At 69.3% G+C, this 21,716-nt stretch carries 21 protein-coding genes; 18 read left to right on the forward strand and 3 right to left on the reverse strand.

The genetic code is table 11. The features are described 5' to 3' along the window. Positions 1 to 13 precede the first annotated feature (13 nt). Complete coding sequence (locus ACJ8AT_RS11940) at positions 14 to 382, forward strand: hypothetical protein (RefSeq protein WP_407737814.1); 369 nt, start codon at positions 14 to 16, stop codon at positions 380 to 382. A gap of 83 nt (positions 383 to 465) precedes the next feature. Here the strand turns inward: ACJ8AT_RS11940 and ACJ8AT_RS11945 are convergent, their stop codons facing one another. Continuing rightward, positions 466 to 774: a hypothetical protein gene (locus ACJ8AT_RS11945; protein ID WP_407737815.1), complete on the reverse strand. Its 309-nt coding sequence runs from the start codon at positions 772 to 774 to the stop codon at positions 466 to 468. A 92-nt stretch (positions 775 to 866) separates the two neighbouring features. Here ACJ8AT_RS11945 and ACJ8AT_RS11950 point away from each other — a divergent pair, with 92 nt between their 5' ends. Then, a complete protein-coding gene (locus ACJ8AT_RS11950) occupies positions 867 to 1,145 on the forward strand; it encodes a hypothetical protein (RefSeq protein ID WP_407737816.1) in 279 nt (92 codons plus the stop codon). 86 nt (positions 1,146 to 1,231) lie between these two features. Then, on the forward strand, positions 1,232 to 1,627 hold the full coding sequence (locus tag ACJ8AT_RS11955) for a hypothetical protein (RefSeq protein WP_407737817.1): 396 nt from the start codon (positions 1,232 to 1,234) through the stop codon (positions 1,625 to 1,627). Positions 1,628 to 1,630: 3 nt separating this feature from the next. Here the strand turns inward: ACJ8AT_RS11955 and ACJ8AT_RS11960 are convergent, their stop codons facing one another. Together ACJ8AT_RS11960 and nudC are read right to left on the reverse strand one after the other, a co-directional pair. Next, on the reverse strand, positions 1,631 to 2,323 hold the full coding sequence (locus ACJ8AT_RS11960) for a radical SAM protein (RefSeq protein ID WP_407737818.1): 693 nt from the start codon (positions 2,321 to 2,323) through the stop codon (positions 1,631 to 1,633). Between the two features lie 146 nt (positions 2,324 to 2,469). Beyond that, positions 2,470 to 3,312, reverse strand: a complete 843-nt coding sequence (gene nudC, locus ACJ8AT_RS11965) for an NAD(+) diphosphatase (RefSeq protein ID WP_407737819.1) — start codon at positions 3,310 to 3,312, stop codon at positions 2,470 to 2,472. Positions 3,313 to 3,623: 311 nt separating this feature from the next. Here nudC and ACJ8AT_RS11970 point away from each other — a divergent pair, with 311 nt between their 5' ends. The 15 genes from ACJ8AT_RS11970 (at position 3,624) to epsD (ending at position 21,564) form a co-directional block, all read left to right on the forward strand. Then, positions 3,624 to 4,811, forward strand: a complete 1,188-nt coding sequence (locus tag ACJ8AT_RS11970) for a two-component system sensor histidine kinase NtrB (RefSeq protein ID WP_407737820.1) — start codon at positions 3,624 to 3,626, stop codon at positions 4,809 to 4,811. Next, a complete protein-coding gene (locus tag ACJ8AT_RS11975; RefSeq protein ID WP_407737821.1) occupies positions 4,802 to 6,634 on the forward strand; it encodes a response regulator in 1,833 nt (610 codons plus the stop codon). The genes ACJ8AT_RS11970 and ACJ8AT_RS11975 overlap by 10 nt, the downstream gene beginning before the upstream one ends. 13 nt (positions 6,635 to 6,647) lie before the next feature. Then, the gene (locus ACJ8AT_RS11980; RefSeq protein ID WP_407737822.1) at positions 6,648 to 8,279 is read left to right on the forward strand and encodes a response regulator; all 1,632 of its coding nucleotides are present in this window, start codon (positions 6,648 to 6,650) and stop codon (positions 8,277 to 8,279) included. Between the two features lie 41 nt (positions 8,280 to 8,320). Continuing rightward, positions 8,321 to 9,346 (forward strand): glycosyltransferase family 4 protein, encoded by a 1,026-nt coding sequence (locus ACJ8AT_RS11985; RefSeq protein ID WP_407737823.1) that lies wholly within the window; start codon positions 8,321 to 8,323, stop codon positions 9,344 to 9,346. A gap of 374 nt (positions 9,347 to 9,720) precedes the next feature. Next, positions 9,721 to 11,238, forward strand: a complete 1,518-nt coding sequence (gene epsZ, locus ACJ8AT_RS11990; protein ID WP_407737824.1) for an exopolysaccharide biosynthesis polyisoprenyl-phosphate hexose-1-phosphate transferase EpsZ — start codon at positions 9,721 to 9,723, stop codon at positions 11,236 to 11,238. A 135-nt stretch (positions 11,239 to 11,373) separates the two neighbouring features. Further along, positions 11,374 to 12,909, forward strand: a complete 1,536-nt coding sequence (locus tag ACJ8AT_RS11995; RefSeq protein ID WP_407737825.1) for an oligosaccharide flippase family protein — start codon at positions 11,374 to 11,376, stop codon at positions 12,907 to 12,909. A gap of 17 nt (positions 12,910 to 12,926) precedes the next feature. After that, entirely contained in the window at positions 12,927 to 13,556 is a 630-nt protein-coding gene (locus ACJ8AT_RS12000; protein WP_407737826.1) for a polysaccharide biosynthesis/export family protein, read from the forward strand. 4 nt (positions 13,557 to 13,560) lie between these two features. After that, complete coding sequence (locus ACJ8AT_RS12005; RefSeq protein ID WP_407737827.1) at positions 13,561 to 14,808, forward strand: hypothetical protein; 1,248 nt, start codon at positions 13,561 to 13,563, stop codon at positions 14,806 to 14,808. Positions 14,809 to 14,820: 12 nt separating this feature from the next. Further along, entirely contained in the window at positions 14,821 to 14,994 is a 174-nt protein-coding gene (locus ACJ8AT_RS12010; protein ID WP_407737828.1) for a hypothetical protein, read from the forward strand. A 20-nt stretch (positions 14,995 to 15,014) separates the two neighbouring features. Then, positions 15,015 to 15,440, forward strand: coding sequence for a response regulator (locus tag ACJ8AT_RS12015; RefSeq protein WP_407737829.1), 426 nt, complete (start codon positions 15,015 to 15,017; stop codon positions 15,438 to 15,440). Further along, complete coding sequence (locus tag ACJ8AT_RS12020) at positions 15,424 to 16,917, forward strand: GumC family protein (protein WP_407737830.1); 1,494 nt, start codon at positions 15,424 to 15,426, stop codon at positions 16,915 to 16,917. Before ACJ8AT_RS12015 ends, ACJ8AT_RS12020 begins: the two co-directional genes overlap by 17 nt. Before the next feature lie 34 nt (positions 16,918 to 16,951). Beyond that, entirely contained in the window at positions 16,952 to 18,142 is a 1,191-nt protein-coding gene (gene epsU, locus ACJ8AT_RS12025; RefSeq protein ID WP_407737831.1) for an exopolysaccharide biosynthesis GT2 family glycosyltransferase EpsU, read from the forward strand. A 34-nt stretch (positions 18,143 to 18,176) separates the two neighbouring features. After that, positions 18,177 to 19,727 carry an exopolysaccharide repeat unit polymerase gene (gene wzy / locus ACJ8AT_RS12030; protein WP_407737832.1) on the forward strand — a complete coding sequence of 517 codons (1,551 nt, stop codon included), beginning with the start codon at positions 18,177 to 18,179 and terminating at the stop codon, positions 19,725 to 19,727. Positions 19,728 to 19,846: 119 nt separating this feature from the next. Further along, a complete protein-coding gene (locus ACJ8AT_RS12035; RefSeq protein WP_407737833.1) occupies positions 19,847 to 20,464 on the forward strand; it encodes a hypothetical protein in 618 nt (205 codons plus the stop codon). Continuing rightward, the gene (gene epsD, locus ACJ8AT_RS12040; RefSeq protein ID WP_407737834.1) at positions 20,461 to 21,564 is read left to right on the forward strand and encodes an exopolysaccharide biosynthesis glycosyltransferase EpsD; all 1,104 of its coding nucleotides are present in this window, start codon (positions 20,461 to 20,463) and stop codon (positions 21,562 to 21,564) included. Before ACJ8AT_RS12035 ends, epsD begins: the two co-directional genes overlap by 4 nt. The last annotated feature ends 152 nt before the right edge of the window (positions 21,565 to 21,716 follow it).

Raw genomic sequence — 21,716 nt, forward strand, 5'->3', positions numbered from 1 at the left:
TGGAGGCCGGTCCATGGTGTCGTTCTGCTCTCGCTGGGGTGTCGTGTCGCTGCTGCTGCTCGGGACGGGCTGTGGGGTAGGGTTCAACAAGTCACCCGTGGTCACCGAGGGCCCCGCGGTGTCCGAGGAAGAGATCGCCTCCGGGACCGAGGTGCGGATGCACCTGGTGGTGACGGACGAGGACGGGGATCCGTTGAGCTACAAGTGGGTCCAGGAGCCGGCGGATCCCGCTGGCTCGTTCAGTGACATCAACGTCAAGGAGCCGAGCTGGGTGGCGCCCCCGGTGTCGTCGGACCAATACTTCGTGCTGAAGGTGATCATCATGGATCCCGAGCACGCCACGCTGCTGGGCATGACCTCGGTCCTGGTCCGCCCCAAGTAGGGGCAAGAGGCTCTCCAAGGCAGAGGCCAGCGGGACGCCGAGCGGCCGGCGGAGCGCCGCATTCCCTCCCGCGCGAAGTGCCGTCAGCTCGCGGTGGGAGTGGGCGCCGCGGGCGGCGGCTGAGCGGCCTTCTGCTTCCGGGCTCGGAGCTGGATGAACACGATGCCCAGCACGAGGAAGGCCACGGCGCCGATGCCCGAGCCGACGAGCTGGCCGTGGATGAGCCCGGAGCTGGTGTCGTGGATGGCCTTGGGCAGGTCGCACATCTGCTGGCTGGCCAGCGGCGCGGAGTTGTTCCAGGCCAGGTAGCTGGGGACGATCAGCGAGGCCACCCAGTTGCCCAGGAGGGCGCCCGCGAGCGTGAAGATGAACACCGTCTTGAACTTGTCCATGGCCGGGGTACCTCGGAGGGGTGGCGGGTGAGCATCATTTATATGCGCACGGAGCCGCCGCAAAGCCTGGACCGTGCTATCTGTGGCCTATCGTGCCGCTCCTGCCGCTCGCTGCCCTCTTCGGGCTCGTCACCTTCGTCTGCGCCATCTTCCTGCTCCTGCACGCATTCCGCCGCAGCGTGGGCACGGGGATGATGGTGCTGCTCATCCCCTGCTACATCCTCTTCTACGCCTTCAGCCAGTTCGAGCACCCGCGCAAGAACCTCATCCTCGCGGGCTTCTTCGGCTGCTCGGTGCTGGCGGCCGTGTTCCTGGGGCTCGGAGCGCACGGCCTGACCCGGCTGATGGTCGGCCTGCCGCCGGACTATTGAGTCCAGGGCGCGGGCCCTGGACCAGGAGGTGGTGAATCGTCACGCCTGAGCCAGCCGGCGCGCGCTGCGCGAAGCACCCGGACGTGATGGCGGTGGCGCCATGCACGCGCTGCGGCACCTTCCTGTGCGGCGCCTGCACCGAGGTGATGGGAGAGGCGGCCTACTGCGCCGACTGCATCGCCTGGCTGCATAAGCACGGCCCCGTCTCCCGCGCGGTGCAGGCCCTCATCGTCGCGAGCATCCTGGGAATCCTCTGCCTGCCGTTGGGGGTGCTGCTCCTCTTTCCGTTCATCAACCTCGTGGTGGGCGTGCTCGGGCTGTGGGTGCCCACGCGCGAACTGCGGCGCATCCGCCGGGGCGAGGGGCCGCTGCGGGGGATTCGACAGGCCCAGGTGGCCCGCGTGCTGGCCGCGGTGAACCTGGTGCTGGCGCTGCTGGGGATCGCGGCCCTCCTCTACGTCGCGGTCAGCGTGCCGAGCTGAGCGCTACACGCCGCGCGCATTCGGATCCCACACGTACTTGTGGAGCTGGAGCTGGAAGCGCACGGGGAGCCGGTCCTCGATGATCCACTCGGACAGCTCGCGCGGGTGGAGCTTGCCGAAGACGGTGGAGAACAGCAGCCCGAAGGGCTTCTCCAGCAGGCGGTGCTCGGCGATCAGGGCCTTGGCCCAGTCGTAGTCCGCGCGGCTGCCGATGACGAGCTTGAGCTCGTCGTTGGCGTTCATCGAGGTGAAGTTACGGGAGTCGTTGCGATCGCTCTCGCCCGAGGAGGGCGTCTTCATGTCGACGATCTTATGGACCGCGGGCGGCACCAGGCGCACGTCGATGGCGCCGCTGGTCTCCAGCAGCACGGTGAGGCCCTCGGCGAGCAGGGCCTCCATGAGCGGGTACACGCCGGGCTGGAGCAGGGGCTCGCCGCCAGTCACCTCGACGAGCGGGGCGCGCAGGGCCTTCACCTGCTCCACCACGTCCGCGTTCTTCATGCGGCTGCCGCCCTTGAAGGCGAACTCGCTGTCGCAGTAGGTGCAGCGCAGGTGGCAGCCGGTGAGGCGCACGAAGGAGCACAGCAGGCCGGCGTGGGAGGACTCGCCCTGGACGGAGAGGTAGATCTCCTTCACCACCACGGAGTCGGCGGCGGGGGAGCGTCGAGGCTCGATGTGAGGGCGCGCGGAGAGCATGGGCGTAGAGCGGGGGCGCTTTAATCGCGAGCGACGAGCAGCGCAAGCGCGGGCCTCGCACGGATGCAACCCCGCGCCCGCCTTGGGACGTTCCAGCCCGGGGCCGGGCGGCCGCTCCGCCTCTCCCTGGCAGAGCGGCCGAGGAGCTAGGAATTCGAGGAAGGACCTGCGCGCCCCTTCACCCGCTCGATGAACGAGTCGATGAGGTGGCGAGCGATGCTCAGGCGCGGAGGGATGCGCGGGAGGTTGTCGACGGTGAACCACTGGGCCTCGACGATCTCCTTGCCGTCCACCTTCACCTCGCCGCTGGCGTACTCGGCGGTGTAGCCCACCATGAGCGAGCGCCCGAACGGCCATGGCTGGCTGCCGAAGTACCGCACGTTCTGAAGGTCCACGCCCACCTCCTCCTTCACCTCGCGCACCACCGCCTCCTCCAGGGACTCGCCCGGCTCCACGAAGCCCGCAAGGGTGCTGAAGAAAGGCATGGGGAAGTTGGAGGATCGCGCCAGCAGCATGGTGTCCCCCCGGGTGATGAGCACGATGACCGCCGGAGAGATGCGCGGATAGAACGGCGTGTGGCACACGGGACAGCGGCGCGCGCGCTCGCCGGGGACCAGCTCCGTGGGCGTGCCATCCCGGCCACAGAAGCGGTGGGTGATGTCCCACTCGGCGATGGCCAGTGAGCGGCCCGCGACCGCGAGCAGCACCTCGTCCACCTTCTGGAACAGGCCCCGCGCGGCCATCAACTGCATGCCCGCGGGTGGCTCCTGTCCCTTCGGGTACGGAGCGGCGTAGCAGTCCACCCCATCCAGGGTGCCGATGAAGTGCCCCGCCTGGGCCAGCTCCGGCACCGCCGCGCCCTTGGGAATGGAGAGGACGCCCTCACGCTCCTCGACGAGAAGCTCCAACCCCTGCGCGGCGAAGACATAGGCGTCCTCACGGCCGCGGGCAGGGGGCTCATGGCCAGGGATGAACCGGGGTGCGCTCACATCCGCCACCATAGCGGGGAGTCTGGCCGCTTGCAGGCCCTGGGTTTGAGCCTGATACATTGTCACCCATCGGTCAGAGCCGCACGGCAAGCGGGTCGTCTCACCGAACCGCGGGCGAGGGCCCGTCGTCAGTGTGTCCCAGGGGGGACTTCCACGTCCGTGTCGCCGTCCGATCTCTGCGCGTCGAGTCCACCAGCGTTATCTCCGTCACGACTCCCAGGCAGGTCGGGCTTGTGGGGGATGTGCCATGGGACGTACATGAAACGACTGAGGTGGATGCTGTGCGTCTCCTCGCCGCCACAGGGCCTGCCGTGAACTTCTTCCTCATGGGAGTAGGGGTGCTCCTGGCGGCGTTGTTGGCGGTGCTGGTCACCTGGGGCGTTCGAGTCCTGCTGCGCGCGAGAGAGGAGCTCACGCTGCTGGCCCACATCACCTCCGCCTCGCCCATGGCCATCGCCATGGTCGATTTGCGGGGGCAGGTGCGCGTCTGGAACCACGCCGCCGAGCACCTCTTCGGGTGGAGCCTGGCGCAGATCTCCGAGCGCCCCTTCCTGGAGCGGCTGGTGCCGGGGGGCTCGCAGGCCCACTTCGCCCAGCTCCTCACCCAGGCCAACGCCGGCCAGCCCGCCGAGGCCGAGGTGGGGCTCTCGAGCCAGACCGAGGGCTCCATCCCCGTGCAGCTCCTGGTGACGCGGATCGCCGACGCGGCCGGCCAACCCATGGGGTATGTTTTCAGCATGCGGGATCAGCGCGAGGTGAAGCGCCTGCGCGAGTCCCTCGTGCAGTCGGAGAAGATGGCGGCGGTGGGCACGCTCGTGGCGGGGCTCTCTCACGAGCTCAACAACCCGCTGGCCATCATCCTCGGCTTCGCGCAGGGGCTGGCGCAGCGCTCCACGTGGGATGACCGTGCGCGCACGGCGGTGGCCGCCATCGAGCGGCAGACCCAGCGCTGCGCCCAGCTGGTCCGGGCGCTGCTGGACTTCTCTCGCAAGAAGGTCTCCCAGCAGGAGCGCGTCGCGGTGCCCGCCCTGCTCGAGCGGGTGCAGGCGCTGGTCAGCGGCCAGGCCCGGCGCGCGGACATCCACTTCGAGATCCTCCCTTCGCCCCGGGAGCTGCCCGAGCTGGAGGTCAGCGTGCAGGAGATTGAAGCCGCGCTGCTCAACCTCATCACCAACGCGCTGGACGCCACGCCCAGCGGGGGCTCGGTGAGCGTGAGCGCCCGGGCGGTGGCGCAGGACGCGGGCGTGGAGCTGGTCGTGAAGGACACCGGGTGCGGCATGTCCGAGGAGGTGCTCCAGCGGGCCTTCGATCCGTTCTTCACGACGAAGCCCGTTGGGCAGGGGACGGGGCTCGGGTTGTCCATTACAAGGAGCATCGTCGAGGCCCACGGCGGTGCCATCGACGTGAAGACGGCCCCGGGAGCGGGGACCACGGTCCAGCTGTGGCTCCCAGCGGCCGGCGCGCCGGCGCACCGCATGGAGGCGACCACATGGAAGTGAATCCACGAGTCCATCCGCCAGAGGCTCCTGGGGAAGGGCTGGTCGCCTCCCAGGAAGCGGGCGCCGCGGGGGGCTCGTCCTCCTCACGGGGCGCGTCCGCGTCCCTGCCTCGGCGCAGCGTGCACGAGCTCACGCCCGGAGGGGGCATCTCCGTGCTCGTCATCGACGACGAGCCGGACATGCGCGAGATGCTGGCCTTCTCGCTGCCCTCCAACGAGTTCGAGGTGGTGACGGCGGACGGAGGCCGGGCGGCGGTGGAGGTGCTGGGCACGCGCCGCTTCGACGTGGCCATCACCGACTTGAAGATGCCGGGCATGAACGGCGTGGAGACCGTGTCCGCGCTGCGGGAGCTGGATCCGGACATGGAGGTCATCGTCGCCACCGGCTACGCGAGCCTGGAGACGGCGCTGGCCTGCATGAAGCACGGGGCGTACGACTACATCCGCAAGCCGTATGACATCGACGAGCTGCGCCACCTCATCCTGCGGGCGGTGGAGAAGCGGCGCCTGCGCTCGCTGGTGCCGCTGTACGAGGTGAGCTGCGCCCTGCTCTCGCTGCGCACGCGCGGCGAGGTGCTCACCCACCTGGGCGAGCTGACGCTGGACCTGGTGCCGCACCAGGCCTTCCGGCTGCTGCTGCCGGAGCCCGGCACGAGCACGCTGGGCATCTGCTCGTCCCCGGATGGGCTGGAGATTCCCGGGGCCTCGCTCCGAGAGCTGGCCCGCCGGGCCATCCAGGGCCAGGAGCCGGTGTGCGTGGTGAACTCGTCTCGCGACTGGCCCTTCTCTCCGGTGGACCGGCTGGGCTCGGCGCTGGCGTACTCGCTGCAAGTGGGCGACGCGCCCGCCGGCAGCCTCATCCTCCTGCGGGGTGTCGGGCAGCCCGTGTTCTCGGTGTCGGAGCTCCAGCGCGGCAGCCTCTTCGCGGCGCAGCTCGCGCTGGCGCTGGAGACGGCGCGCCTCAACGGCGAGCTCGAGGCCCGGGTGAAGGACCTGGAGGCCACGCGCGAGGAGCTGGTGAAGGCCGAGAAGCTGGCCTCGGTGGGCAAGCTGGCCGCCGGAATCACCCACGAGCTGAGCAACCCGCTGGCCTTCACCAAGACGAGCCTCCAGTCGCTGTCCGCTTACTCGCGGGACGTGAAGTCGCTGTGGTCGACGGCTCGCGAGGTGGCCGGGGAGCTGGTGAAGCGGGAGGATCCGCGCCTGGCCGAGCTGGCTTGGAAGCTGCTCAACGCCGCGGGGGAGGACACGGCGGTGTCCCTCCAGGACGCGCAGGACGCGGCGGATGACGCCATGGACGGCGTGCGCCGCGTGGAGACCTTGCTCACGGAGCTGCGCGCGCTGTCCGGAGGCGGCCCCCGCTCGCCCACCGAGCGCGTGGAGGTGGTGCAGCTGCTGGGCCGGTGGATGCGCGAGGGCCTGCTGAGCCGGCCCATCCAGCTGGAGGCCCCCGTCCCCGTCTTCGCCCGGGTCGGGCGGGATGATCTCGAGGTCAGCCTGGGGCGCATCCTCACCTATCTGTGCGAGGCCACCCCGCCCAAGCCGGGCGCGCTGCCCGTGCCGGTGATGATCCGCGCCGGCTACGATGAGGGCCGCCCCGTCATGCTGCTGGAGGATCCGCTGCTCGCGCTGTCCGAGGCGCGGCGCGCGGAGATCTTCGATCCGCACATCCAGGCCGACGCCCGGAGAGGGCACACCATGCGCCTGAACTTCGGGCTCGCGATGGCCTGGCGGCTGCTGAGCCGCATGGGCGCGGACCTCACTGTCTTCCCGGGCGCCTCGGGGGGCAGTGTCTTCCGGCTGGCGCTCCCGGCGGCCGAGTAGGAAGCGCACGGCCATGGGTGGACAGATCCTCATTGTGGACGACGAGCAGGACATCCGCCGGCTCCTGCGTGAAATGCTCTCGCTCGAAGGACACGAGGTGAACGAGGCGGCCAACGGGGCCGAGGCCCTGGAGCGGCTGCGCAAGGCCTCGTTCGATCTGGTGCTGACGGACGTGCGGATGCCGAACCTGGGCGGCGTGGAGCTGCTGCGCCGGGTGCGCGAGGCCTCGCCCTCCACCGAGGTCATCGTCGCCACCGCCTACGCCGAGCTGGACACGGCCATCGAGTGCCTGCGGGCCGGCGCGTTCGATCTGCTGCGCAAGCCCTTCAAGCTCCAGGAGCTGTTCTCCTGCGTGACGCGCGCGCTGGAGCGGCGCCGCCTCAACGTCTCCACGGATCTGGTGCGGCTGAGCCAGGCCCTCTTCGAGCAGAACGCGCTCGAGCAGCTGCCGCGCGCCATCGTGGAGAGCGTGCGCTCGTTCATGGTCGCGGACGCGGTGATGCTCGCGCTGCCGGACACGGACGGGCGGCTCCAGGCGGCGCACTCCCACGGGCTGGCGAACGAGCAGGAGAGCGCGCTCGCCCTGGCGCTCGGGGAGCGGATGGCGCGCATGCTCCCGCAGGATCAGACCCCCGCGGTGCTCGGGCCGCTGGGCGGAGACTGGCGCTTCGAGGGCTTCCTGGCGCTGCCCGCCGAGGTGTCGAGCCTGCTGCTGCCCTTGATCGCCGGGGAGCGGCTGCTCGGGGTGCTGGTCATCCTGCGCCGCTCCGAGGCGCGGCCGCTGAGCCGGGGGGAGCTGGACCGGGCCTCGCTGCTGGCCTCGCACGCGGTGCTGGCGCTGGAGAACGGGCGCATGGCGGGCCAGCTCTCCGCCTCCGAGCGCATGGCCTCCATGGGGCTGGTGGCGGCCGGGATCAGCCACGAGATCAACAACCCGGCCTCCTTCGTCCTGAGCAACCTCCGCTTCATCCAGCAGGGGCTGGCCACGCTGAGCCGGAGCCTGAAGCTGGACAAGTCGGAGCCCGGCGGACAGCCGGAGGGGCTCTCCTGGGGGCCTCGCCAGCAGGAGGAGTTCGAGTCCATCCAGGAGGCGGTGAGCGAGGCCTACGACGGCACGCGCCGCATCGTCGAGATCGTCCGGGACATGCGGGTGCTGTCGCGGATGGATGACGCGGCCACGGGCTGGTTCGAGCTGAACGAGGCGATCCGCTCGGCGCTGCGCATCACCCGGGCGGAGACGACGCCGGCGGCCACCCTGGTGGTGGAGCTGGCCGAGGGGCTCCAGGTCCAAGGCAGCCCCGGCCGGGTCTCCCAGGTCTTCAGCAACCTGCTGATCAACGCGGCGCAGGCGCTGTCGGAGTGGAAGGGTTCGAAGCGGGAGATCCGCGTCTCCTCGCACCGGGCGGGAGACCGGGCCATCATCGAGGTGGCGGACACGGGGCCGGGCATCGCCCCCGAGCACCTGTCGCGCGTCTTCCAGCCCTTCTTCACGACGAAGGGGATGACGACGGGCACCGGGCTGGGGCTCGCCATCAGCCGGGACATCGTCCGCCGGCTCGGGGGAGACATCGCGGTGCAGAGCGAGCAGGGGGTGGGCACCGTCTTCACGGTGTCACTGCCCGCGCGCTCCGCCGAGGGGACGTGATAGAGGGCGGGTCCAACCGGCCGCACGGCCAGAGGGACGCGATGCTGCAAGACTCCGCATACATCGGCGTGGGTGAGCCGGCCAAGCGCGTGAACGACGCGCTGGCGAAGAAGGGCCCCATGGGCGAGTTCGCGGCGATGAACCTCGGGGTCTTCTCGCAGGTGGTCTCCATGGCGCAGCGGGGGATGAACCCAGCCTCCAACGCGGACTGCGCCCGGTTCGCGCTGGAGGCGTGGCGCGAGACGCGCGAGGCGCGCAACATCCTCCTGGCCGAGGAGTTCCCCGGCATCCAGTTCCTGGCGGTGGACGCGCTGCTGAGCCGCCGCAAGCGCCGCATCGTGATGCTGCTGCACAACGTGGCCAGCAAGAAGCGGTGGCTGGCGCTGTCGAAGCTGCGGCTGGCGCGGCGGGTGGATCACTTCCTGTGCCTGTCCCCGCACAGCCAGCGCATCCTGGTGGAGGAGTACGGCTTTCCCAGCGAGCGCGTCTCCGTCATCTACTCGCGGGTGGACACGGACTACTTCCGTCCCCAGCCCGAGCAGCCCACGAAGCGCCAGGTGTGCGCGGCGGGCGCGGTGAACCGCGACTACGACTCATTGATCCGAGCGGCCATGGACCTGGACGCGGAGGTGAAGATCGCCGCGGACACGGTGTGGCGCTACTCGGTGGCGGGCAAGGAGCACGAGCAGGCCCGGGCGCTGCCGCCGAACGTGGAGATGCGCTCGTGGGGCACCTACGCCAACCTGCGCCAGCTCTACGCCGAGTCCCGCGTGGTGGTGGTGCCGCTGGCCCGGCCCATCATCAGCGGCATCACCGTGGCGCTCGAGGGCATGGCCATGGGCAAGCCCGTCATCCTCACGCGCAACCCGTACGTGGAGGGCTTCCTCGAGGACGGCGTCACCGGCTTCCACGTGGAGCCTGGCAACCCCGCCCAGCTGCGCGAGCGGATCCGCTGGTTACTGGAAAACCCCCAGCAGGCCGAGGCCATGGGACGGAGGGGCCGGGAGAAGGCCGAGCGGGACTTCTCCGTGGGCCGCTACGTGGAGCGCATCCTCGCGCCCTTCTGAAAAGCGAGCCTCTTCGACACGTCGCGCCAAACCCGGCCGGTGAAATTGGGATCAGGTACTCCCGGGAAAAGCCGCGAGCGGCTCTGACAGGCAACCCTACAGGTCGTCTTCGAGCGAAGTGACATGTAGTGATCACTGTCAGTAACGGCCCGCGCAAGCGCTTGGGAGAAGGAGGGATTTCTCTCGCGGCGGGGAGGCAGCCCCACCTGGAAGGTGCTCGTATGCCAGGATTTCTCGGCTTGCTTGCGTGCACTTTTCGAGGACCCGTACAATCTTGCCCGGTCCAAAGCGTGGTGGTGCCGTGATTTCTTGCCCACTTTCGCCGGTGGGCGGTGTCACCCCAGGGCTGTTGCCTGGGTCGTGGGGAGCTTGGCATGCAATCCGCATCGGTCCAGAAAGACATCTCCGAGAACTCACCGGCGGCTGAGCCCGTAGGGCCTGCTTCAACCGCGGAGGCGCCGCGGCTGGTCACCCCACCGCCGCCAATGCAGCCCCAGAAGTCCATGCGCGGACGGCTCGCGCCGGGCTTCGCCGCGAAGCTGAACCTGCTGGTGGATCTCATGGTGGTGGTGGTGGCGCTGCTGGGCTCCACGCGGTTGATGGGGCACTCGCTCCAGGTCACCAACCTGGATCTCTGGCTGCTGCTGGGCATGGCGGGGCTGGGCTGGCTGCTGCTGGGCACCGCGCTGTGCCTGTACGATCCGCGCTTCTCGGACCGGGCGCCGCTGGATGATCTGGCGCTGGTGTCCATCACCGTGGTGTCCATCACCGGCATGCTCTACCTGGAGCGCCTGCTGATTGCCGGCGGCATGCCCGTGGTGGCGCTGACCTTCTTCCCGTTGGTGCTGTGGCTGAGCGTGGTGGGGCTGCGCCACTTCGTGTTCCGCCGGCTGGCGGTGCGCGAGGAGCCCATCGACGAGGCGCTCGTCCTGGGCATCGGCGCGATGGGCCGGCTCACCGGCGAGCACCTGGCGGAGCACGGCCGCCGCCGCGTCACCGGGTACCTGGCCTTTGGCAACGAGCAGTCCAACCCCAACTCGCCGCAGCCGCTGCTGGGCAAGGTGGAGCAGCTCGAGGAGGTGCTGTGCCGGGTGCCGGTGGACGTCGTCTACATCTCGGGCAACGTGCAGAAGCACGGCCAGGAGATGCAGGCGGCCCTCAAGCTGTGCGAGCGCTTCGGCATCCCGTTCGCGCTGCCGGCGCACCCGTTCCGCATGGACCGGGCGCGCCCCGAGCACGGCCACGCGGTGGCCGATGGCTACCTGCACTTCGTGACGCACGCGCCGCGGCCTCACCAGATGGCCATCAAGCGCCTGTTCGACATCACCGCGTCGGCGGCGGGCCTGGTGGTGCTCTCGCCGCTGCTGATCGCGGTGGCGCTGATCATCAAGTTCACCTCGCGCGGCCCCATCTTCTTCAAGCAGAAGCGGGTGGGCCTGCACGGCAAGCCGTTCAACATGCTCAAGTTCCGCTCCATGGTGGTCAACGCCGAGGAGCTGCTCTCCAAGCTGGAGGCGATGAACGAGCAGACCGGCCCGGTGTTCAAGATCAAGAAGGATCCGCGCATCACCTCCATCGGGCGGTTCATCCGCAAGTACTCCATCGACGAGCTGCCGCAGCTGCTCAACGTGCTGCGCGGCGAGATGAGCGTGGTGGGCCCGCGCCCGCCGCTGCCCAAGGAGGTGGAGAAGTACGCCGCCTGGCAGCGCCGCCGGCTGTCGGTGCGCCCGGGCCTCACGTGCATCTGGCAGGTCTCCGGCCGCAACCAGATCTCGTTCGAGGAGTGGATGTACCTGGACATGCAGTACATCGACAACTGGACCCTGCTGACCGACCTGGGGCTCATCCTCAAGACGGTGCCCGTCGTCATCACCGGCAACGGCGCCAGCTAGCGCGCCGGGAGCACCCGGCGGGCCGCGGGCGGTGCGAGCCCGGCGGCTTGGTCCAGAGGCGGGGAAGCTGCCCGCGAATTGACGCGAGTGCGGGGCTGTCGTTCACTGGGAGGGTTTCCTCCCGTCGGCCCGCCCATGTCCACGCCCATCCCTGATCCGAGCGCCGCGGCGTCTCCTGTGGTTCCTCAGCCTGCCTCGCTGGACCTGACGACGTCCATGCGCAACGCCGTGAAGCTGGGCGGCTCGCTGATGGTGACGTACGGCATCGCCCTGGCGGTGCGCCTGCTGCTGCCGCGCGTGCTCGGCCCCGAGGCGTTCGGCCAGTTCAACTGGGCCTCGGAGGGCTTCACCGCCGTCTTCTTCGTGCTGGCCGGCCTGGGCCTGGAGGTCTACATCCGCAAGGAGGTGGCGCTGCGGCCGGACCACGCCAGCGAGTTCTTCGGCGGCACGCTGCTGCTGCAAGGGCTGATGGCGGTGGTGCTGCTCGGGGTGATGCAGGGGCTGATGCACCTGGAGGGCAAGCCCGGCTACCTGCGGCTGCTGGTGCTGCTGCTGGGCGTGTACCAGCTCTTCTACCGGTGCAACGGGACGCTGGCGGCGGTGCTCCATGCGCGAGAGCAAGTGGATGGGCTCTCGGTGGCCAACATCGCCACCAAGTGCGTGTGGGGCGGCGGCCAGCTGTTGGTGCTCCTGTTCCGGCTGCCGCTGCCGTGGCTGGGCGTGCCCATCCTCGCCTCGGAGGTGGTGCGGGCGGCGGTGCTCTACCGGCTGTCGCGCCAGCACGCGGGCCTGCAGTTCCGGGTGGACGTGCGAGGCACGCGCGAGGCGCTGATGGGGGCGCTGCCCTTCTTCCTCAACGAGGCGGCGCTGGCGGCCAACGGCCCCATGGGCATCTTCCTGCTGGGCTTCCTCACCAACACCACGGAGGTGGGCTGGTACGGCGCCGGGTGGAACCTGGCGGGCATGACGCTGATGGCGGCCCCGGTGCTCACCTGGGTGCTGATGCCGCTGCTCGCACGCGCCGTGGCGCACTCGCAGGAGGAGTTCTTCCGCCTCACCCGCCGCACGCTGGAGGCGGTGACCGCCTTCTCCCTTCCGCTGACGCTGGCCATGGCGCTGGGCGCGGACACCTGGGTCCACCTCGTGTATGGCGACCGCTTCGCTCCGGCCGCGACGGTGCTGCGGCTGCAGGCCCCCATCCTCGCGCTCACGTACGTGGCCATCGTCTGCGCCGCCGTGCTCACGGCGATGGGGAAGGGCTGGTGGGTGACGCGCACCTCGGTGGTGTCCATGGTGCTCAACTCGACCATCAACCTGACGCTCTCGCGCCCCTTCCTGGCGTGGTTCGGCCCGGTGGGCGGCGCGTGCGCCTCCGCGCTGGGGCTGTTCGTCTGCGAGGTGGTGGCCGTGGCCCTGCTGGTGTGGGCCGTGGGCCGCCGCGCCTATGACAGGCAGAGCGTCATCCGGCTGATCAAGACGCTGATCATCTGCGGCGTGGTGACGGGCGTGCACCTCGCGCTGGCGGGCCTGGGCCCCACGCGGCTGGTGGTGGGCGCCGGCCTCTACATCGTCCTCGTGTTGGTGACTGGCGCGGTGCGCCTGGATGAGCTGCAAGGCCTGCTGCGCGTGATTCGCCGGCGGGGCGCGCCGGTCCAGGCGTCCGCCACGTGAGCTGGAGCTGACTTCCTATGTGCCGTCCAACCCCCACTGCCTTCCGTGTCCTTCGCCGAGCCCTCCCGGCCGCGCTGCTGGCGCTGGCCGCCTGCTACACCCCGGGCCGCTTCATCTGGGTCGATGACTACCGCGAGCCTCCCTCGATGCAGGACGAGGGCTACGTCATCCGCAAGGGAGACCACCTCTTCATCAAGGTCTGGAACCAGAACGATCTGACCTCCGACAACACGCTGGTGCGCGATGACGGCCGCATCACCATCCCGCTGATCAACGACGTGGACGCGGCGGGGCTCACTCCGCCCGTGCTCTCCCGGCGCATTGAAGAGCTGCTCAAGCCGATAGTGAGCAACCCGAGCGTCTCGGTGAAGGTGACCATCCCCAAGATGATCCAGGTCGCGGTGCTGGGAGAGGTGAAGGGCCCGGGCATGAAGGACCTGGAGCCCGGCTCCGGCGTGCTGCAGGCGCTGGCGCAGGCGGGCGGCTTCACGGACTACGCCCAGCTGGACGGCATCTACGTGCTGCGGCGCCAGCAGGACAACCCCACGCCGCTGCGCATCCGCTTCGACTACGAGGCCGTCAGCCGCACCCAGGGCAAGGGCGCCGCCTTCGTGCTGCGCACCGGCGACATCGTGGTGGTGGAGTGAGCGGATGGTGAGCCTGCTGCCCGCGCTGCTGACGAGCGTGGTGCTGGCGAGCTCGCCGGCCATCCACTACTCGTCCCAGCTGCGCCTGGAGTCGATGGTCCGTACGCCGAACCTCACGGAGACCGCGAACGCCTTGTTGATCTCGGACGTGCTCCTCACGCCCCGGGGGCAGGTCATCCTCTTCACGCCGAGGGTGGAGATAAAGGCCATCCTCGAGCCGCAGCTCCTGCTGCGCCGCGCCTTCACCCAGCCCACGCTGGAGGTGCTCACCTTCGCCTTCCTGCGCGGCGAGTACCAGGCGGCGCGGGGCCTCAAGGTCTGGGCCATGGAGGCGACGACCTACGGCACCTTCCCCTTCGAGGACTTCCGGGTGCCCGCGCCCACCGACAGCGGGGGCCGGCGCCTGTTGGACGCCAGCAAGTACATCTACTCCGAGAACGTGGTGGGCATCGACATCGTCGGGATCCGGCGCACGTATATCGGCGTCCAGGGCGGCGTGGTCATCAACGGCCTGTTGGATCCACCCACCGCGCCCACCGTGCCCCACGTGCCCCGTACTCCCGCGGATGGGCCGCTTCCTTTGGATCAGCGGACAACGCCCGCGCAGGTGGGGCCGGAGGTGCGCGCGCAGGGCTTCCACTCGCTCACCCGCCGCCTCACCCTCGGCTTGGATTTCTACGGGCGGGACGTGTTCTTCTCCACCGACGCGCACCTGCTGCTGGCCCAGACTTCACCCCTGGTGCAGTACCAGTTCAGCCCACTCATCCAAGGCAAGCTGCAGCTCGGCCTGGCGGCGGGCGAGCGGCGCCCGCAAATCACCGAGCAACCCCCGGAGACGAGCTCCATCCTCCACCCCATCGGCGAGGCCTCGCTCGAGACGCCGGTTCCGGTGGGCTACCACTGGCCCGTCAAGGCCAAGCTGGCGGCGCGCTACGTCCCCTACGTCGACGTCTACAGCACCCTCGTCTACCCCCGCTTCGAGGAGAGCCTTGGCCTCGAGTGGGTGGGCCGGCGCAAGGCCCAGCTCAACCTGGAGCTCACCGCCGCCCAGGCCATGACGCAGGGCCCTCACCAGCGCGATGGCGAGGAGCGCCTCTCGGCGAAATTCCAGTGGCCGCTTACCCGTTCCACAGCCGTGGTGGCGTCCGGCCGACTCTTGAGGTTGAGAGAATTTCTGATCGAGAACGAGCCCATCTATAAGTGGTTCATGGGCGTCGGATTGGTGATCCGTCAGGAGAATGGTAGGCTTTAATCCCACCAGGTCATGAAGAAGTTCATCCTGCTGTCCGTGCTGTACGCGATGTACCTGCTGCCGAGCTTGGCGGCGCGGGAGCGTCATCCGGCCCGCGGCGTCAAGAAGACCATGCTGATGATGGTCATCTTCAACCTTTGTTACGCGTTCGCCGTACTGGTCATCTGGACGCGGATGGACGATTGAGAGCACCCGGAAACGCCCCCATGGACGTCTCGCAACGCACGGTCCTGGTCGTGGAGGACTCGCCCCTGTTCCGGAAGATGGTGGGCGAGTTCCTGCATGCCCTGGGCGTCACGCGCGTCCAGGAGGCGTCCAACGGGCGGGCCGCGCTGGAGCAGCTGGCGCACGGCCGGCCGGATCTGGTGTGCCTGGATCTGACGCTGCCGGATGTGTCCGGGTACGACGTGTGTGAGTACATCCGCGGCCAGCCGGAGCTGGCGGGGCTGCCGGTGTTGATGATCAGCGCGCGCGGCACGTTGTTGGACCGCGCACAGGCGGAAGAAGTCGGGGCGGACGGGTACTTGACCAAGCCATTCACTCAGGAAGAGTTCGTGCAACAGGTGCTGCGGCTGCTGGCAAGGGCGGCCGAGGCCACGGCGGGAGGCAAGAGCGATGTCCGCACCTCATGAGCTGCCCGGGGCCGAGCGCGATGATGCGCGCATCTTCGACTGGGAGCAGCTCAGCGACTACCTGGGCTACGTGCGCAGCGCGGTGCGGCGCCACAAGTTCCTGGTGCTGGGCACCTTCCTGGTGACGGCGGCGCTGGGGCTGGCGGCGGCCAAGCTGCTGCCGCGCACCTGGTACTCGGAGGCCCGGCTGCTGCCCCGGCGCACGGCCAACACCATCATCCCCGGGCTGGTGAACCCCGAGCGCGCCAACATCCTCAACCCGGATCCGCCCAACCCCATGCGCCCCGTCAACGACGTGGACGGCCCGACGAAGGCCGCCGCCGAGGCGGTGCTGCGCCAGGACAACCTGGTCAAGCTCATCAAGGACCTGAACCTCTTGGACCGCTGGGAGGCCACGCGCCCGCCGCTGCTGCGCGCCAAGGACTCGGTGATGCGGATGATCTCCGGTCCGGCGGACGAGGACGCGATGATGGACGGCATGGTGGGCACGCTCGAGAAGCGCCTGAGCGTGAACACCAATGACGGCAAGGTGGCGATCGGCGTGGAGTGGGGAGATCCGCAGCTGGCCTACGAGCTGGTGGAGGCGGCGCAGCAGAGCTTCCTGGACAAGAGCAAGGATGAGGAGCTGAGCAGCATCAAGGACGCCATCACCATCCTCGAGGAGCACGAGCAGGAGGCGGCCGACGCGGTGAAGGAGTCCTACGACGACTTCGAGAAGACGTTCTCCGCCATCATGGTCGAGCGCCGGCGCGTGGTGGGTGACCCGCGGCTGATGCCGAAGTTCAGCGACAAGGACCAGGAGCTGGCGCAGCTGCGCTTCCTCATCCGCGCCAAGCGCCGCGCCATCTCGGACGCGCAGGTGCAGCACAACCAGCGGATGACGGAGATGCAGGACGAGCTGGCGCAGAAGCGGGAGATGTACGCGCCGGACCACCCGTCCGTGGTGGAGCTGGAGACGAAGGTGGCGTCGCTGCGGCAGGGCTCGCCCCAGGTGAAGGCGCTGCAGGAAGAGGAGCGGCAGATGCTGGCCGAGTACGGGGAGCTGGGCGGCAAGTCGCTGCCGTTCCCGGACGAGCCGGTGCCGGATCCTTACGGCCTGGAGCGGGTGTTGATGGGGCTGTTGCCGGCGGTGTCGGAGAACCCGAGCGCGGCGGTGGCGCTGGACAAGCTGCGCAGCCGGCTGAGCGCGCAGCAGCAGATCCTCAAGCGCATCGACTCGGCGAAGCTGGAGCTGGCCATCGCCTCGAAGTCCTTCAAGTACCGCTTCACGGTGCTCTCGCCGGCCGAGTTCCCGCGCAAGCCGGAGAAGCCCAACGCGCTGATCATCGCCCTGGGCGGGATTATCGCCGGGCTGGTGCTGGGCGTGTTCGCGGCGCTGGCCAGGGATGTGCTCAGCGGCCGGGTGCTGGAGAGCTGGCAGGTGGAGCGGGGGCTGGGCGTGCCCGTGCTGGCGGAGCTGGACCGGAATTCCGGGTGACAGCCATGGAGTCCTGGGTCGGGGTGAAGCCGTGATGTGGGCGGACGTTCTGCTGCTGGTGCTGTCGCTGCCGGTGGTGCTGGCGTGCGGCTATCTGCTGCTGCTGACGCTGCTGTCAGCGGACATGGAGGCGCCGGCTCGGGTGCCTCCGCGCCTGAAGTTCGACATCATCGTCCCCGCGCACAACGAAGAGGCCGGCATCGCCCGCACGGTGGCCAACCTGTCCGCGCTGGACTACCCGGCGGCGCTGCGGCGCATCCTGGTGGTGGCGGACAACTGCTCGGACGCCACGGCGGAGCGGGCGCGCGAGGCCGGCGCCACGGTGCTGGTGCGCGTGGACACGGAGAAGCGAGGCAAGGGCTTCGCGCTGGCGCACGCCTTCGAGCACAGCCTGAGGGACGGCTTCGCCGACGCGGTGGTGGTGGTGGACGCGGACACGGTGGTGTCGCCGCACCTGCTGCACTCGTTCGGCCTGAGGCTGGAGGCGGGCGCCCATGCCATCCAGGCGCACTACGGCGTGCTCAACCCGGAGGCCTCGTGGCGCACGCGGCTGATGGCGATTGCCCTGGCGCTGTTCCACAAGGTGCGCTCGCTGGGCCGCGAGCGGCTGGGCGTCTCGTGCGGGCTGCGTGGCAACGGCATGTGCTTCAGCCACCGCGTCATCGGCGAGGTGCCGCATGACGCTTTCTCCATCGTGGAGGATCTGGAGTACGGCATCCGCCTGGGCCGGGCCGGCCACCGCGTGCACTACGCGTGGGAGGCCGAGGTGCTGGGCGAGATGGTGTCCTCGGAGAAGGCCGCCCGCTCGCAGCGCCGCCGCTGGGAGGGTGGGCGCTGGGCGATGACGAAGCAGTTCGGCGTGCCGCTGCTGGGCGAGGCGCTGGACAAGCGCGACGACGTGCTGCTGGACCTGGCCATGGACCTGCTGGTGCCGCCGCTGACCTACGTGGTGCTGGGCGCGGTGGCGGTGGCGGTGGCCGGGGGCGCGCTCTCTGCGTGGCAGGGGCACGTGGCGCTCACCGCCTGGGCCGCGGCGTTCTGCGTGGCCAGCCTGGCCCTGTACGTGCTGCGCGGCTGGTGGGTGTCGGGCATGGGGGCGCGCGGGCTGTTGGACTTGATGCGAGCGCCCTTCTACGTGGTGTGGAAGGTGTGGCTGATGGTGGCGGGCCCTCGAGACAAGAAGGGGGAGTGGGTGCGGACCACCCGCGAGGCGCGCAAGCCCTGAGCACGCGCCCGGGCGGAGCACCCTGAGGACGACGATGGAAGCTTTCCTCTCCCGTACCCCTGTCTTCCTCGCGCTGGTGGGCGGCCTGGTGCTGTCCACGCTGGTCCTGGTCATCCTCTTCCCGGCCGTGGCGATGCTGCCCATGGCGGTGGCCATCCTGCTGTGGGTGCTGGCCAAGGTGCCGCTGCGCTCCCCCGTCCTCGTCCTGCTCACCATCCTGCTCACGGTGGACTGCGCCGTGGAGGTGCCCTACTCGGGGCTGTGGCAGTCGCCGGTCTCCTTCCTCGGCCGGCTGTTCTACGTCCCCCTCAACAATATCACCCACATCCCCGGCCTCGGCTTCACGCTGATCGACGTGTCGGTGTTCGGGTTGATCCTCCTCTACATCTACCGGCGGGCGGTGGGGCTGAAGATCGACAAGCCGATGACGCCGCTACCCAAGCCGCTGATCAACGCGCTCCTGCTCATCCTGGTGACCATCGCCTGGATGTACGTCTGGGGCGTGGCGCGGGGAGGAGACGGGCGTCCGGCGAAGTGGCAGCTCCAGAAGCTGCTGCTGATGCCGATGTTCGTGCTGCTGTTCACCATCTCCATCAAGGGGCCGGAGGACTTCCGGCTCCTGGGGCGGATCATCGTCTGGGCCTGCTTCGTCAAGGCGTTCCTGGGCGCCTTCTTCATCGTCTTCATCGTCCGGCCCCAGGGGCTCTATAGCGAGTACGCCACCACCCACTCGGACACGGTGCTGTACGTGACGGGGCTGGCCATCGCCCTCAGCTCGTGGACGGAGGAGCCCACCTGGAAGAACTTCCGGCGGATGGCGCTGGTGTGCGGCGTCATCCTCATGGGCATGAACTACAACGATCGCCGCCTCGCGTACGCCAGCTTTGATCAGGCGCTGGTCACCATGTTCCTGCTCAGCCCGTGGACGCGCGTGAAGGTCTACGCCACGCGCGTGGGCGTCGCGCTGCTGCCGCTGATCCTCGCCTATATCGTCATCGGCTGGAGCAATCCGACGGGCTTTTTCTCGCCCGTGAACACGATCAAGTCGATGATCGTCGGCGAGCACAACGACACCGGCGAGATGGACTACCGCGACGTGGAGAACTTCAACCTCATTTCCACCTGGCAGCGAAACCCGCTGCTGGGCACGGGGTATGGCCACGGCTTCGACGTGGTGATGAAGCTCGATGACATCTCCCACCTCTTCGAGGACTGGCGCTACCACCCGCACAACTCGGTGCTGGGCCTGCTGGCCTTCGGCGGAGCGCTGGGCTTCTCAGGGGTGTGGATGTTCGTCGCGGTCACCATGTTCTTCGCCACGCGCTCCTATCACCGCGCCCACCCGCCTCACTGGCGCGCCGCAGCGCTGGTCTGCATCGCGATTGTCATCGCCTATACAAACCAGTGCTTCGGAGACATGGGCATCACCAGCTGGTACGGGATGATCCTCATGGCCCTGTCCGTCACCATCACCGGCAAGCTGGCGATCCTCACCGGCGCGTGGCAACCCGTGAGATCTCCTACGCCTGTTGAGAGCGCACCCTTGCTGGGATCGTCGGTCCAGGAGGGAGGTGGGCGCACATGAGCCGGAAAGGGGCGCGTTCAGCCCGAACAGAACGGCGCAGTCTGTCTGTTGACTCGCATGATCCTGCCCATGAGGCCCCACTGGGCAGCCGCTGGAAAATGAGTAGACTGGATCCGTCTATGTACGAGCCGAACGACAATTCAGGGGGCAACGGGCCTCCTCGGGGCGGCGACGGGAACGGCGCCAAGCCGGGACCGGCGCGTCCCCGTCCCTGGTCTGTCGTGCGGGGCACGCCAACGCCGGTGCCCATTGCTCCCGAAGAGCCCGTCCACAACGAAGTCGTCCCCAGCCCCTCGGAGCCGATTCCCACCGAGCTGCTGCACCTGTGGACGCTGCTCACCCAGCGCGAGAAGTGGAACTCGCTGGCGGTGGTGCCGGCGCAGCCTGGGGCCTCGGGGCTCATGGCCGCGCGCGCCATCGTCGAGGTGGGCAGCCAGTACCGCGACAAACCCATCCGCTTCATCGACGCGGAGGGGCTGCCTCCTGGGGCGGCCTCGCGGCTGGTGCGGGAGATGCGGGCGCACGTGGAGCAGGGCGGCATGGTCGTCGTCTGCCTGGACTCGGTGCTCACCAACCCGGTGGGCCTCGAGGTGGCGCTGAACACCGAGCGCGCGCTGTTGTGCGTGCCGCTGGGCTCCACGCAGTTCTCCTCGGCGCGGCAGACGCTGGAGCTGATCGGCAAGGCGCGCTTCCTGGGCAGCGTGACGCTGCAGCAACGGGTGGGGAGCAAGAAGTGAGCGACTCGCCCTCGGCGAGCTCGGATGCTCCGCCGCGGAACGAAGCACAGCGGCCTCGGGTGAGCGTGGTGATGGCCACGTACAACCGGCTGGCCCTGCTCCCGCGGCTCCTTCAACAGCTCGCCCGTCAGACGCTGCCTCCCAGCGATTACGAAGTCGTGGTGGTGGATGACGGCTCCAAGGAGCCCGCGCAGGGCCCGCTGGAGGCGCTGGCCCAGGAGCTGCCGTACACGCTGCGCGTGGAGACGCAGAAGAACGCGGGCGCGGCGGCGGCGCGGCACCGGGGCGTGCTGGCCGCGCGTGGTGACGTCGTCATCATCACCGACGACGACATGCAGGTGCCCGAGGACTTCGTTCAGCGGCACCTGGAGCAGCACCCGGAGGGCTCGCGCCACGTGGTGCTGGGGCGCATTGATCCGGATCCGGCCATCTCGGACATGCCGCTCTTCGAGCGCTGGTACGCGTACCTGCATGACAGGCTCGCCCGCCGGCTGCACGAGGAGGGCGCCCACGGGTGGAACCTCTACACGGGCAACGTCTCGTTCCGCCGCGAGGACTACGTGGCGGTGGGCGGGTTTGATCCGAGCCTGAAGCAGTCGGAGGACATCGAGCTGGGCATCCGCCTGGAGAAGGCCGGCTGCCAGGTGCGCTTCTGCAACGACTCGTACGTGCTCCACGGCTCGGACCACACCAGCTTCGAGAAGTGGCTGGCGCGGGCGCACCGCTACGGCATCATGGACTCGCGGCTGTCCGAGCGGCACTCGGACGTGCCCCAGGTGGATCCGTGGCGGATGCTCTTCGAGATGAACGCGCTGGCGCGGCCGCTGCTGGCCACGGCGGTGGCGCTGCCCGGGCCGACCAAGCCGGTGACGAACGCGCTCATGGGCGCGGCGAAGCTGGCGGATCGCCTGGGGCTCAAGCAGGTGGCCTTCAAGAGCACCTCGGTGGCCTACACCATGGAGTACCTGCGCGGGGCGAGGGCGGAGGCGGGCTCGTGGCGGGAAGTGGCCCGGCGCATCGCGCGTTACCGGCAGGCGTCCGCGCAGGGAGCAGAAGGGTTCCCGCGGGACGCGGGGAAGGACTCGAGCGGAGCGCCATGAGACACGGGACCGGAGGGAGCCGCGCACGGCGCCTGACCGGAAGCAGCAGGGTGGGTCCGGGGCCCTGGGTGGCCTTGCTGGCGACGTGTGCCGTCCTGCTGTCCGCCTGTGAGAGCGGTGGAGCCCAAGCCGCCACTCCCGGCGCTTCGAAG

The sequence above is a fragment of the Hyalangium sp. genome (assembly GCF_045802625.1).
Lineage (GTDB): Bacteria > Myxococcota > Myxococcia > Myxococcales > Myxococcaceae > Hyalangium.